Here is a 12,510-nt window from a genome sequence, read left to right as displayed (position 1 = left end):
CACGGAGGCCGGGGCATGGCAGTCACCGACGAGGCGATCGAGAAGATCAAGGGCATGATCGTCTCAGGCGCGCTGCGGCCCGGCGACCGGCTGCCCAAGGAGAGCGAGCTCGCCGCCGCACTGGGGCTGTCCCGCAACTCGCTGCGGGAGGCGGTACGGGCCCTGTCGCTGATCCGCATCCTGGACGTGCGGCAGGGCGACGGCACCTACGTCACGAGCCTGGACCCGCAACTGCTGCTGGAGGCGCTGAGTTTCGTCGTCGACTTCCACCGGGACGACACGGTGCTGGAGTTCCTCGCCGTGCGGCGCATCCTGGAGCCGGCCGCGACCGCGATGGCCGCCGCGCGCATCAGCGAGCAGCAACTGGACGTGCTCGCCGGGCAGCTGGACCGGCTCGGCGACGCCCCGTCGGTGGAGGAACTCGTCGCGGGCGACCTGGAGTTCCACCGGGGCATCGTGCAGACCTCGGGCAACTCGGTGCTGTGCTCGCTGCTCGACGGGCTGTCGGGGCCGACGACCCGCGCGCGCGTGTGGCGGGGACTGACCCAGGAGGACGCGGTCAGCCGCACCCTGCACGAGCACCGGGCGATCCTGGCGGCGCTGCGGGACCGGGACGCGGAGGCAGCGCGGTCGTGGGCGACGGCGCACATCGCGAGCGTGGAGCAGTGGCTGCGCGCGTCCCTGTGACCGGGCGGCCGCGACGGCCTTCGGCGCACCCCCGGCGTCCCCTTCATCACACCCTGTGGCTTTCGCCGGACATCGGATCTCTCGGCGGGTGTTCCGGGGTCGTGAACGGGGCAGTGATCCGTTCATCCCCCGCGCAGGGGGCTGCGGGCGCCCCCGCCGCACGCCGTAAGGTTGTGTGGTCAGGCGAGGGCACGTCGGAAGGAGGCGCTGGGTGATCGAGCTCGAGGGGGTTCCCGAGCTGATCGACCCGGTCATGGTGGCCGCGTTCGAGGGCTGGAACGACGCCGGCGACGCCGCCTCCACCGCGGTCGCGCATCTCGACAGGGAGTGGAAGGGCGAGGTGTTCGCGGCGCTGGACGCCGAGGACTACTACGACTTCCAGGTGAACCGCCCCACGGTGTGGCTGGACGGCGGAGTGCGCAAGATCACGTGGCCGACGACGCGGCTGTCGGTGGTCCGCGTCGGCGGTGACAAACCGCGCGACCTCGTCCTGGTCCGCGGTATCGAACCGTCCATGCGGTGGCGCTCGTTCTGCAACGAGCTCCTGGGCTTCGCGCACGAGCTGGGCGTGGAGCTGGTGGTGATCCTGGGTGCCCTGCTCGGCGACACCCCGCACACGCGTCCGGTCCCGATCAGCGGGACCACGTCCGACGCGGACCTGGCCCGGCGGATGGACCTGGAGGAGACCAAGTACGAGGGGCCCACGGGCATCGTCGGCATCCTCCAGGAGGCGTGCACGCACGCGGGCGTACCGGCGGTCTCGCTGTGGGCCGCCGTACCGCACTACGTCTCCCAGCCGCCCAACCCGAAGGCGACGCTGGCCCTGATCAACCGGCTCGAGGACCTGATCGACGTGCGCATCCCGCTGGGCGAGCTGCCCGAGGACGCGCGCGCCTGGCAGGTGGGCGTGGACCAGCTGGCCGCCGAGGACAGCGAGGTCGCGGAGTACGTGCAGACGCTGGAGGAGGCCCGGGACACCGCGGAGCTGCCGGAGGCGTCGGGCGAGGCGATCGCCCGGGAGTTCGAGCGCTATCTGCGGCGGCGGGACGGCGGCCCCCCGGCCAGCGGGCACGCCACGGCCGACGGCGGGGACGCCGGGCCCGGTACCCCGTATCTGCGGGACAGTCCCGGCGGCCGCACGCGCCCGTCCAGGCCGCCGAAGCCGGGCGGCCGGGACACGGACCGGGAACGGGACCGGGGCGGCGACGAGGACGACGACTCGTCGGAGGACTGACGGGCCGGGGTCGGTGCGGCGCACCGCCCCCGGCACTGGTCTCACGCCGGGACCGAGAGCACCTCGTACGTCGTCTCCGGCGCCGGCGGGGTGGTGGAGCGGGCGTTGGGGAGGTAGAGGCAGCCCCGGTACGCGGCGGCCGTGAGGAGCCGGCGGCGGGTGAACTGCGGCGCGAAGGAGCGGTGTTCGGGGGCCACGGAGCGTCGTTCCGCGTACGGGACCGGCCGACCGCGGGTCCGGGTCGGCTGCCCCCACCCCACCACAGCCGGGCCGCCCCCGGGGCCGTCGACGGCGTCTCGACAGGGACGTGCGGCATCCGCCCGGCACGGGAGCGCGGCATCGGCAGCCGTACGGACCGCCCGAACGCCCGCCCCGCCCGCTTCTGGACGGACGGGCGCCGAGGGGCCGGGCGCGAAGAGGGCGCTCCCTCCGGCGCCGGGGACAGGCCGGGAGGAAGCGCCCTCACAGGGCTGGTACGGCTCGCTAGAGGGCGACGCCCAGCAGCGCGTCCACGGCCCGCGACACCACACCGGGGGCACCCGTGTCCGTGCCGCCCCGCTCGCGCTGCGCTTCGGCCCAGCGGTCCACCGCGGCGAGCGCGGCGGGTGCGTCGAGGTCGTCGGCGAGGGCGTCGCGGATCTCCTCGACGAGCGCCTCGGCGGGCGGCCCGTCGGGGCGGGAGACGGCGGCACGCCAGCGCTCCAGGCGGGCGACGGCGTCCTGGAGCACCTGGTCGGTCCACTCCCAGTCGGAGCGGTAGTGGTGGGCCAGCAGGGCGAGCCGGATGGCGGCGGGGTCGACGCCGTCGCGGCGCAGCCGCGACACGAAGACGAGGTTGCCCTTGGACTTGGACATCTTCTCGCCGTGCAGTCCGACCATGCCCGCGTGCACGTACGCCTTGGCCATGGGGAACTCGCCGGTCAGCACCTGGGCGTGCGAGGCGCCCATCTCGTGGTGCGGGAAGGCCAGGTCGGAGCCGCCGCCCTGGACGTCGAAGCCCATGCCGAGGTGGTCCAGGGCGATGGCGACGCACTCGATGTGCCAGCCGGGCCGGCCGGGGCCGAGCGAACCGCCGTCCCAGCTGGGCTCGCCCTCGCGGGCCGCCATCCACAGCATCGGGTCGAGGGCGTTCTTCTTGCCGGGCCGGTCGGGGTCGCCGCCGCGCTCGGCGGACAGCAGCCGCATGGCGGCGGCGTCGAGGTTCGACACCTTGCCGAAGTCCGGGTCGGACTCGACGGAGAAGTAGACGTCGCCGTCGAGTTCGTAGGCGGCGCCGGCGTCCCGCAGCCGCTCGACCAGCGGGACGATGCCGGGTATGGCCTCGACGGCGCCGACGTAGTGCCGCGGCGGCAGCATGCGCAGGGCGGTCATGTCCTCGCGGAAGAGGGCGGTCTCCTTCTCCGCGAGGGCCACCCAGTCGACGGCGTCGCGCCGCGCCCGCTCCAGGAGCGGATCGTCGACGTCGGTGACGTTCTGGACGTAGTGGACCTGGCGCTTGGTGTCGAGCCACACGCGCTGGACGAGGTCGAACGCGTTGTAGGTCGCCGCGTGCCCCAGATGGGTCGCGTCGTACGGCGTGATGCCGCAGACGTAGATACGGGCGACGGGGCCGGGGTCCAGGGTGACCTGCTCCCCGGTCGCGGTGTCGTGGATCCTCAGGTCGCGGCCCTGACCGGGCAGGGCGGGGACCTCAGAAGCGGGCCAGGCATACATGTCATGAGCCTAACCGGACGGATGTTCCGTACACGAACCGGACCAGGCCGGATGACCGGTAAGGCGCCCTTGCGGGACACCGGCCGCCGTGCTGCGCGGCCGGTGCCGCCGGGACGCCCGGTCACCGCGCTAGACGGGGGGCCAGGGGATGGCGGGCCACTCGCCGCCCGGCTGCGGGTGGCGGCCGGTGGCGAGCAGCGCGCCGACCCGCGCGCGCGTGGCGGCCACCTCGGCCCCGGTGAGCAGCCCGGCGAGCCGCACCGCCAGGGCGCCGCCCTCCTCCAGCGCCTCCTGGAGGGTGCCGAGCACCCGCAGGGCCTCCGCGGTCAGCGGCTCCCCCGCCCAGCCCCACAGCAGGGTGCGCAGCTTGTCCTCGGTGTGGAAGGTGACGCCGTGGTCGATGCCGTAGAGCCGGCCGTCCCCGGTCGGCAGCAGATGGCCGCCCTTGCGGTCGGCGTTGTTGAGGACGGCGTCCAGGACGGCCAGGCGCCGCAGCCGTTCGTCGTCGGCGTGCACGAGCAGGGCGGTGCGGCCCTCGCCGACCTCGGCGAAGCCGATCGCCTTCCAGCCCTCGGCGGGCTCCTCGCCGTCCACCAGGGCCAGCAGTTCCGCCTCGGCCGACACCTCGATCCACAGCTGGACCATGCCCTCGCCGTACGGGCCGTCGCGCAGCACGGTGGGCGGTACGAGCCCCCAGCCGGTCGCCTCGGAGACCGCGTAGGCGGCGGCCTCGCGCTCCGCGAGGGTGCCGTCGGGGAAGTCCCACAGCGGCCGCTCGCCCGCGACGGGCTTGTAGACGCAGGACGCCTCCCGGCCGTCGAGGAGGACGGTGCACAGGAGCGCCGCGTTGGACGCCTCGCTGATGCGGCCGCGCACGGTCAGCTCACCCTCGGTGAGCAGGTCCACGGGGGTCACGCTCCGCGGCGGTATCCGTTCTGGCGCGGACATACGTGTCCTTCCGGGTCGAGCGGCAGGCTGCACAGCGGGCAGGGCGGGCGCCCGGCGTTGACGACGTCCAGGGCGCGCTTGGCGAAGGCCCGCGCCTGGGCGCCGGTGAGCCGGACCCGCAGCATGGGGGGTCCGTTCTCCTCGTCCTGGAGGAGGCGCTCCTCGGCCTCGGCCAGGTCCTCCTCGGACTCGGCGTCGAGCTCCACGAGGGCCTGCGCCTCGACGATCATGCGCTGCTCCTCGCCGTCCCAGGCCAGGGCCATGGTGCCGACGCGGAACTCCTCCTCGACGGGGGTGTCCAGCGGGCCGGTGTCACCGGCCTCGGAGGGCGAGAGGGCGGGCACCGCGGCGTTGCCGCCGCTGCGCCGTACGACCTCGTCGAGCAGTTCGTCCATGCGCTCGGCGAGAGCGGCGACCTGTGTCTTCTCCAGGGCCACGCTGGTCACCCGGGGGCCGGCGGTGGCCTGGAGGAAGAACGTACGGCGTCCGGGCAGTCCGACCGTACCGGCCACGAAGCGGTCCGGGGGGTCGTAGAGGAACACCTGACGGGACACGTCCTGTCTCCATGGGGATCGGGAGTACGGCGGATCGGGAGTGCGGCGGCGGAGCGCGCTCACCGCGCACCGTGCGTGCCGCGTCGCTGCGACCGCTTCACCCTACTGCGCCCGCCGATCACGGTGCGCCCGCGCCGCCCCCGACCGTCGCGTCGCCCGCCGGGGGTTCCTCCCGCGGGGCCAGCGACGCGAAGTCGCCGGTGTCGCCGAGCCGTACGAGGAAGGGCCTCAGACGGGTGTAGCGGATCGCGGTGATGGAACACGGTTCTACGGAGATCCTCTGGAAGAGGTCGAGATGAAGACCGAGCGCGTCCGCGACGAGCGACTTGATGATGTCACCGTGCGAGCACAGGAGATACACGGCGTCGGCCCCGTGGTCGCGCTCCACGCGCGCGTTCCACTCGCGCACCGCCTCCGCGGCGCGGGTCTGCATGGCGCGCATCGACTCCCCGCCGGGGAAGGCCGCCGCCGAGGGGTGCGCCTGGACGACCTCCATGAGCGGCTCGTCCTTCAGTTCGGCGAGTTTGCGGCCGGACCAGTCGCCGTAGTCGCACTCACCGATCCGGTCGTCGGTGTGGACGGGCAGGCCGGGGCGGGCGTCCAGGAGCGGGCGGACCGTCTCCCGGCAGCGCTGCAGCGGGCTGGTGACGACTTCGGAGAGCGGCAGCCGGGCGAGCCGCCCGGGGAGGGCGGCGGCCTGCTCGGTGCCGCGCGCGTCCAGGGCGACGCCGGGCGTCCACCCGGCGAGCACTCCCTCGGTGTTGGCGGTGGAACGTCCGTGCCGGACCAGGATCAGCGTGGGCATGCGGCCCAGGGTAGGCGCACGGGCGGGTGCGCCCGCGCGCGGACGGCGGGAGAATGCGCTCCGTGATCGTGGACTGCGCCATCTACCGGGACGGGCGCCGCGCCGAGGGGCCGCAGGACCTCTCCGACGCCCTCGGTCTGTGCCGCCTCCAGGACGGCGCGTTCGTCTGGATCGGCCTGTACGAGCCGACGGAGGACGAGTTCGAGCGGGTCACCCGGGACTTCGGGCTGCATCCGCTGGCCGTGGAGGACGCCCTCAACGCCCACCAGCGGCCCAAGCTGGAGGTGTACGACGACTCGCTGTTCGTGGTGCTCAAGCCGGTCGGCTACGAGCCCAGGAGCGACGTGGTGACCTCCGGCGAGGTCATGGTCTTCATCGGCGACTCGTTCGTGGTGACCGTCCGGCACGGAGAGGAGTCCCCGCTGAGTGACGTGCGCACCCGGCTGGAGCACGAGCCGGAGATGCTGCGGCACGGTCCGACGGCGGTGCTGTACACGATCGCCGACGCCGTGGTCGACCACTACCTCGACGTGGCGCGCGAGTTGGGCACCGACCTGGAGGAGCTGGAGACGGAGGTGTTCTCGCCGTCTGCGGGCGGCTCGCGGAACACGGCCTCGCGCATCTACGGCTTCAAGCGCCAGGTCCTTGAGTTCCGCAGGGCGACGGGGCCGCTCGCGCAGCCGCTGGCCAAGCTCGCGGGGTCCGGCCCGGCCGGAGCGCGGGTGCCCTTCGTGCAGGGGGAGGCGCAGCCCTTCTTCCGTGACGTCAGCGATCACCTCACGCGCGTGAACGAGTCCGTGGAGGGGCTGGACCGGCTGGTCTCCGACGTCCTGTCGGCGCATCTCGCGCAGATGAGCGTGCGGCAGAACGACGACATGCGGAAGATCTCCGCGTGGGCGGCCATGGCCGCGGTCCCCACGATGGTCGCGGGGATCTACGGCATGAACTTCACGCACATGCCGGAACTGGACTGGGTCGGGTCCTACCCGGCCCTGATCGCGGCCCTGGTCGTCGTGGAGGTGCTCCTGTACCGGCTGTTCAAGCGCCGGGGCTGGCTGTAGCCGTCAGGCGAACTCGGGCGCGGAGGCGGCGGGGCCGCCGAGCGCGTCCCGGCGCTCGGGCATCCTCAGCGTCACCATGCGGCGCCAGCCCGCGAACCGCTCCCACGCGTACACGGCACGGATGCCGGCGGCGAGTACGGCCGCCTTGGGCCGCGACCAGCCGAGGAGGCGTCCCATGTGGTCCATGACGGCGAGGCTGACGTCCCGGTAGACCCGGATCTCGGCGAGCGCGCACGCGCGCAGGGTGCGCTGGATGGCGCGGCCGTGTCCCTCGGCGGCGAAGCGCAGCAGTTCCTCGTGGCAGTAGGCGAGGTGGTTGTCCTCGTCGGCGGAGATCATCCTGACGGCGCGGCCGATGCCGGGGTCGTCCGCGAAGTGCTTGCGCAGCAGGTCCATCTGCTCGGAGGCGCGCTGCTCGGTGACGCGGCTGTGGGCCAGGTAGACGACGATGTCCTGCACGGTGAGCGGGACGTCGGACCTGAGCCTGTCGTGGGCGAGACCGATGCCGTCGCTCTCCAGGAGCATGGTGTAGTCGGTGTCGGGCGGGACGGGGACGGGTTCGAGGCCGCGCTTCTTCAGCAGGGCGTTGAAGATCCGCCCGTGCTTGTCCTCGTCGGCGCCGTGCCGGGTGATCTTGGGTGCCAGGGGGCGTTCGCTCTCGGGGACGAGCGCGGCGATCCGGGCGTTCTCCCAGCCGCCCTGGGCCTCGCCGCCGGCCGCGATGGAGCAGAACAGGCGGAAGGAGTCGTCGTTGTCGAGGATCTCCTGGAACAGGCTCTTGGCCGAAAGCATCGTGGGCCACCTCTCTGCAGAACGCCGCAGGACTCCGCGAAGACCGAGTCAAATGCGCCACGGGAGGTGCTGCAACAGCTGTGCCGGACAACTCCGCCAAAAGAATGACCATCCGGGTCGCGTCCGGGCGTAACCGCGGGGGCCACCGGCGCGTTGTGCTGCGTGACGGCCGTGGCGGGGTAGACCCCCGAGCCCCCACCACGGCCGCTGAAACCTCCCGCCGAGCCCTGCCGGGCGCGCGCCGCGGTCACGCGAGTCCGGCGCGCTCCAGGGCCTCGGTGCCGGCGCGGAGCGAGGCGAGCCGCTCGTCGAGCGTGAAGCCCGCGGGGGCGAGGGACAGCGTGGTGACACCGGCGGCGGCGTAGGCCGTCATCCGGTCGGCGATCCGGTCCACCGACCCGAGCAGGGTGGTCCGGTCGATCAGCTCGTGCGGTACGGCGGCCGCGGCGCCCTGCTTGTCGCCCGCGAGGTACGTGGCCTGGATCTCGGCCGCTTCCTTCTCGTAGCCCATGCGCCGGGCGAGCTGGTTGTAGAAGTTCTGCCGGGCGCTGCCCATGCCGCCGACGTACAGCGCGGTGTACGGGCGGAAGGTGTCGGCGAGGGCGGCCAGGTCCTTGTCGTCCCCGACGGCGAGCGGCAGGGTCGGGCAGAGGTCGAAGCCGTCGAGGGTCTTGCCCGCCTTCTCGCGCCCCGCGCGCAGATGCCTGACGGTCGTGTCCTCGAGGTGTTCGGCCGAGGGGAAGATGACGAGGGCGCCGTCGGCGATCTCGCCGGTCTGCTCCAGGTTCTTCGGGCCGATGGCGGCGATGTACAGCGGGATGTGCTCGCGCGTGGGGTGCACGGTCAGCTTGATCGGCTTGCCGGGGCCGTCGGGCAGCGGCAGCGTCCAGTGCTCGCCCGTGTACGACAGGCGCTCGCGGGTCATCGCCCGGCGGACGATCTCGACGTACTCCCGCGTGCGCGCCAGCGGCTTGTCGAACTTGACGCCGTACCAGCCCTCGGAGACCTGCGGTCCGGAGACCCCGAGGCCGAGCCGGAAGCGGCCGCCGGACAGGGAGTCCAGGGTGGCGGCGGTCATGGCGGTCATCGCGGGCTGACGGGCCGGGATCTGGAAGATGGCGGATCCGACGTCGATGCGCTCGGTCTGGGCGGCGACCCAGCTGAGCACGGTGGCCGCGTCCGACCCGTACGCCTCGGCGGCCCAGCACACGGCGTACCCGAGCCGGTCGGCCTCCTGAGCGACGGCGAGATTGTCCGCGTCCATGCCCGCGCCCCAGTAGCCGAGGTTGATGCCGAGCTGCATGCCGATCCCCTTACCGATCAGTAACGTCCCTTGTGGGCCAGACCTTAGCGCGGGGCGGCTGCCGCGGGGAGTCCGGTGTGAGGGGCGTCGCCCGCGCGGCGGCCCGCGCCGCCGGCCGCCACCGGTGAAACTGGTTATCCACAGGCACCCACGTGGCAGGTTCTGGCCAGTAATCTCGGCGTTCATGGAGCAGAGGCATCTCGGCCGCACCGGCCTGCGTGTGTCCCGGATCGGGCTCGGCACCCTCACCTGGGGCAGGGACACCGACGAGCACGACGCCGCGGACCTCTTGAAGACGTTCTGGGAGGCGGGCGGCACCCTCGTCGACACGGCCGACGTGTACGGCGACGGGGAGGCCGAGTACCTGCTGGGCCGGCTCATGGAGGGGCTGATCCCGCGCCGGGACCTCGTCATCTCGACCAAGGCCGGCAGCGTGCCCGACCCGGAGCGCCGCGTCGACGGCTCCCGCGGCCATCTGCTCTCCGCCCTGGACGCCTCACTGGCCCGGCTGGGCACGGACCACGTCGACGTCTGGCACATCCACTCCTACGACCCCCACACGCCGCTGGAGGAGACGCTCCAGGCCCTCGATCTCGCGGTCGCCAGCGGCCGGGCCCGGTACGCGGGCGTGTCCAACTTCTGCGGCTGGCAGCTCGCCAAGGCGGCGACGTGGCAGCTCGCGGCGCCGGGCACCCGGACCAGGCTCGCGAGCACGCAGCTGGAGTACTCGCTGCTGCAGCGGGGCGTGGAGCGCGAGGTGCTGCCGGCCGCGCTCGACCTCGGCATCGGTCTGCTGCCCTCGTCGCCGCTCGGCCGTGGTGTGCTGACGGCCAAGTACCGCAACGCCACCCCGGTCGACTCGCGCGGCGCCTCGGAGCAGCTGGCGCCCTTCGTCGAGCCCTACCTCGACGACACCGCGAGCCGCATCGTGGACGCCGTGCGGACGGCCGCCGACGGGCTGGCGGTCTCCCCGCTCCAGGTCGCCCTCGCCTGGGTCCGGGACCGGCCCGGGGTGGCCGCCCCCGTCATAGGCGCGCGCAACGCCCAGCAGCTCACGGCGGCGTTGTCAGTGGAGGCCCTTAGTCTTCCTGACGAGATCTGCCGGGCGCTCGACGACGTGTCGGCGCCCGTGCACCGCTATCCCGATCACGACTGGAGCACGCTGTGAGCACGGAGCCGCCCGAGACCACGGAGGACACCGAGCCGGGGACACCGCGCGCCGCAGACGCCGGGGACGGGCCCGCCGACGGGGACGCGGGAACCGGGCCGGACACGGGGGACCGGGACGCGGGTACGGGGACCGGGCCGGGCGGGGGTACGGGGACCGGGCCGGGCGGGGGTACCGGGGACGGTGACGGGGACCGGGCCGGGCAGCCGTCCGAGGCGGAGGCGGAGCTCGCCGCCCAGCGGGTCGAGCGGGAGCGGATCGAGCGGCGCAGGTCCGAGCGGGAGGCGCCCATCGACAGCGGGGCGAAGCTCAGCGGGACGGCCGCCGACCTGCTCGCCGCCGTCCGGGCCGTGGAGGGCGGTGCCAAGCCTGCGGCCACGGTGTTCGGTGAGCCGGAGCCGCCGCGCCGCCCCGCCCCCGAGCCGGTGCGCCGGCCGCGGGCCGAGCCCGGGGCGCCCGCGGCGACCGCGCCGGAGACCGTCGAGGCGGTGCGCCGGGCCCTGGCGGACGGAGGCGCTCCGGAGGCGCTCGCCCCGCAGGTCGCGGCACTGTTCGGCGAGGGCGCGGCGGACCTGCTGCGTGGGGACCCCTGGCAGCTGCTGCGCGTCGCGGGCGTCCGCCCCGACCAGGCGGACGGTTTCGCGCGGGCGCTTCTGGGGGCGGAGTGCGGGCCGGACGACGAGCGGCGCGGGCGCGCGGTCACGGTGTGGCTGCTGGAGCAGGCCGCGCTCGCCGGGCACACGGCGCTGGAGATGCCGGCGCTCACCGCCGCGCTCGCCGGTCAGGGGGTGCCCGATCCCGGCGAGGCCGTCCAGCACGCGCTGGCCGAGGGGGACGCCCTGGCCTTCCAGGACGCCCTGGACGAGCCCGGCGCCCCCGCCGCGCGGGGCGAGGAGGAGGAGTCCGGGCAGGAGGCGGAGCGGCCGGTGCGTGTCCTCGTCGGCCTGGAGCGCTACGCCCTCGCCGAGGAGAGCCTCGCCGACGCGCTGGCCCGGCTGGTCAACTCGGCCCCGAGGCAGGACGGTTCGGCCGAGGACTGGGAGCGGGCCGCGGCCGGCGCGGACTCCGCGGCCGACCTGATCCGCGCCGTCGCGGCGAACGGCCTGGTGCTGCACACCGGCGGGGAGGCGTCCCGCGCCGAACCCGCGGCGCTGCTGCGCACGGCGCGCGGCCTCGGACTGCGCGCCTGGGCGGCCACCCACAGCGCCCTCGGCCGGACCCGGTTCGGGGCGCTGCTCGCTGCGTCAGGCGGCCCGGAGCCGGAGGCCGCACCGGCCGTCGCCACGCTCGCCGGGCTGCTGTCCGGGTCGGAGGGCCCCGGCCGCGACGCCGACGGCGCCCTCGACCTCGATCTGCTGGTCGTGCTCGACGCGCCGCAGCTGGACGTGGAGAGCGCGGCCCTGCTGGCGGAGTCCCTGCCGGACGGTGCGCGGCTGGTGCTGGCGGGCGATCCGGGCGTGCTGTGGTCGGCGGGGCCCGGCCGGGTGTTCGCCGATCTGCTGACGGCGCGGGCCTGCCCGCAGATCGCCTCGCGGTGCCCCGATCCGGGGCCGCTCGGCGAGCTGGTGTCCGGGGTGGGCGTCGGCGAGCTGAACCAGGTCGAGGCGCCCGGCAAGGAGATCGTGATCGTGCCGGTGCGGGACGCGGGCGAGGCGGTGCACCGCACGGTGCAGCTCGTCGCGGACTCGGTGCCCAGGGCGATCGGGGTCCCGGCCGAGCAGACCCAGGTGATCACGCCGGGCCACGGCGGGGCCGCCGGGACGCGCGCCCTGAACGCGGCGCTCAAGGAGCGGCTCAACCCCGGCCCCGGGCGCTTCGGCGGGTTCGATCCCGGCGACCGGGTGGCCCACTCCCCCGCGCCTGGCCGTACGGTGCTGGGGCAGGTGGTCAAGGCCGACGCCGCGGGGCTGCATCTGTCGTGCGGCGGTGAGGCCGTGGTCGTGCCGAAGGACCGGGTGGAGCAGTCCGTACGCCACGGGTGGGCGCTGACCGCGCACCAGGCGGCGGGCGGCCGGTGGCCGGCCGTGGTCGCGGTCCTGCCCGGCGACGCGGTCCAGGCCCTGAGCCGCCCGTGGGTCTACACGGCCTTCGGCCTGGCCGAGCGCCATCTGTCCGTGGTCCAGGGTGTCGAGCAGGCGCTTCCCCGGGCCGTCGCCGAGGTGCCGGCGAAGCCCCGCACGACCCGGCTGCCGGCCCTGCTTGCGCCGCAGGTGCCGCCGACGGCCTGACGGACCCCGCCGGCGGA

Annotated in this window: 12 protein-coding genes; 5 read left to right on the top strand and 7 right to left on the bottom strand. The window is 74.4% G+C overall.

Annotated elements, in window-relative coordinates; genetic code table 11:
- The first annotated feature begins 15 nt into the window (after nucleotides 1-15).
- Both SZN_RS14475 and SZN_RS14470 read left to right on the top strand, forming a co-directional pair.
- The gene (locus tag SZN_RS14475) at nucleotides 16-687 is read left to right on the top strand and encodes a FadR/GntR family transcriptional regulator (protein WP_007495587.1); all 672 of its coding nucleotides are present in this window, start codon (nucleotides 16-18) and stop codon (nucleotides 685-687) included.
- Nucleotides 688-898: 211 nt separating this feature from the next.
- Nucleotides 899-1,921, top strand: a complete 1,023-nt coding sequence (locus SZN_RS14470; protein WP_007495586.1) for a PAC2 family protein — start codon at nucleotides 899-901, stop codon at nucleotides 1,919-1,921.
- Between the two features lie 41 nt (nucleotides 1,922-1,962).
- On the opposite strand, the gene SZN_RS41375 is transcribed toward SZN_RS14470, so the two are convergent.
- The 5 genes from SZN_RS41375 to SZN_RS14450 all read right to left on the bottom strand — a co-directional run bounded on the left by SZN_RS41375 (nucleotide 1,963) and on the right by SZN_RS14450 (nucleotide 5,941).
- Nucleotides 1,963-2,118: a hypothetical protein gene (locus SZN_RS41375; RefSeq protein WP_007495585.1), complete on the bottom strand. Its 156-nt coding sequence runs from the start codon at nucleotides 2,116-2,118 to the stop codon at nucleotides 1,963-1,965.
- 286 nt (nucleotides 2,119-2,404) lie between these two features.
- Nucleotides 2,405-3,634, bottom strand: coding sequence for a cysteine--1-D-myo-inosityl 2-amino-2-deoxy-alpha-D-glucopyranoside ligase (gene mshC, locus SZN_RS14465; RefSeq protein WP_007495584.1), 1,230 nt, complete (start codon nucleotides 3,632-3,634; stop codon nucleotides 2,405-2,407).
- A gap of 129 nt (nucleotides 3,635-3,763) precedes the next feature.
- Nucleotides 3,764-4,582 carry an SCO1664 family protein gene (locus SZN_RS14460; protein WP_050815063.1) on the bottom strand — a complete coding sequence of 273 codons (819 nt, stop codon included), beginning with the start codon at nucleotides 4,580-4,582 and terminating at the stop codon, nucleotides 3,764-3,766.
- Nucleotides 4,546-5,136: a DUF3090 domain-containing protein gene (locus SZN_RS14455; protein ID WP_043730625.1), complete on the bottom strand. Its 591-nt coding sequence runs from the start codon at nucleotides 5,134-5,136 to the stop codon at nucleotides 4,546-4,548. Before SZN_RS14455 ends, SZN_RS14460 begins: the two co-directional genes overlap by 37 nt.
- A 118-nt stretch (nucleotides 5,137-5,254) precedes the next feature.
- The gene (locus tag SZN_RS14450) at nucleotides 5,255-5,941 is read right to left on the bottom strand and encodes a histidine phosphatase family protein (protein WP_007495580.1); all 687 of its coding nucleotides are present in this window, start codon (nucleotides 5,939-5,941) and stop codon (nucleotides 5,255-5,257) included.
- 62 nt (nucleotides 5,942-6,003) lie between these two features.
- On the opposite strand from SZN_RS14450, the gene SZN_RS14445 reads away from it, so the two are divergent.
- Complete coding sequence (locus SZN_RS14445) at nucleotides 6,004-7,002, top strand: magnesium and cobalt transport protein CorA (protein ID WP_043730642.1); 999 nt, start codon at nucleotides 6,004-6,006, stop codon at nucleotides 7,000-7,002.
- Between the two features lie 3 nt (nucleotides 7,003-7,005).
- Here the strand turns inward: SZN_RS14445 and SZN_RS14440 are convergent, their stop codons facing one another.
- Together SZN_RS14440 and SZN_RS14435 are read right to left on the bottom strand one after the other, a co-directional pair.
- Nucleotides 7,006-7,794, bottom strand: a complete 789-nt coding sequence (locus SZN_RS14440) for a hypothetical protein (protein WP_007495578.1) — start codon at nucleotides 7,792-7,794, stop codon at nucleotides 7,006-7,008.
- Nucleotides 7,795-8,041: 247 nt separating this feature from the next.
- Nucleotides 8,042-9,097, bottom strand: coding sequence for an LLM class F420-dependent oxidoreductase (locus SZN_RS14435; protein WP_007495577.1), 1,056 nt, complete (start codon nucleotides 9,095-9,097; stop codon nucleotides 8,042-8,044).
- A gap of 184 nt (nucleotides 9,098-9,281) precedes the next feature.
- Here SZN_RS14435 and SZN_RS14430 point away from each other — a divergent pair, with 184 nt between their 5' ends.
- Both SZN_RS14430 and SZN_RS14425 read left to right on the top strand, forming a co-directional pair.
- Nucleotides 9,282-10,265: an aldo/keto reductase gene (locus tag SZN_RS14430; protein WP_007495576.1), complete on the top strand. Its 984-nt coding sequence runs from the start codon at nucleotides 9,282-9,284 to the stop codon at nucleotides 10,263-10,265.
- Nucleotides 10,262-12,493: a helix-hairpin-helix domain-containing protein gene (locus tag SZN_RS14425; protein WP_007495575.1), complete on the top strand. Its 2,232-nt coding sequence runs from the start codon at nucleotides 10,262-10,264 to the stop codon at nucleotides 12,491-12,493. The genes SZN_RS14430 and SZN_RS14425 overlap by 4 nt, the downstream gene beginning before the upstream one ends.
- Nucleotides 12,494-12,510 lie beyond the last annotated feature (17 nt).

The organism is Streptomyces zinciresistens K42 (assembly GCF_000225525.1).
GTDB classification, from domain to species: domain Bacteria; phylum Actinomycetota; class Actinomycetes; order Streptomycetales; family Streptomycetaceae; genus Streptomyces; species Streptomyces zinciresistens.
This window is presented reverse-complemented; position numbering and strand designations above follow the sequence as displayed.

Bases quoted from the DNA above. Each gene is read 5' to 3' on its own strand.
- SZN_RS14450 (WP_007495580.1), bottom strand. From the start codon at position 5,941: ATGCCCACGCTGATCCTGGTCCGGCACGGACGTTCCACCGCCAACACC.
- SZN_RS14475 (WP_007495587.1), top strand. From the start codon at position 16: ATGGCAGTCACCGACGAGGCGATCGAGAAGATCAAGGGCATGATCGTC.
- SZN_RS14440 (WP_007495578.1), bottom strand. From the start codon at position 7,794: ATGCTTTCGGCCAAGAGCCTGTTCCAGGAGATCCTCGACAACGACGAC.
- SZN_RS14435 (WP_007495577.1), bottom strand. From the start codon at position 9,097: ATGCAGCTCGGCATCAACCTCGGCTACTGGGGCGCGGGCATGGACGCG.
- SZN_RS14430 (WP_007495576.1), top strand. From the start codon at position 9,282: ATGGAGCAGAGGCATCTCGGCCGCACCGGCCTGCGTGTGTCCCGGATC.
- SZN_RS14460 (WP_050815063.1), bottom strand. From the start codon at position 4,582: ATGTCCGCGCCAGAACGGATACCGCCGCGGAGCGTGACCCCCGTGGAC.
- mshC (WP_007495584.1), bottom strand. From the start codon at position 3,634: ATGTATGCCTGGCCCGCTTCTGAGGTCCCCGCCCTGCCCGGTCAGGGC.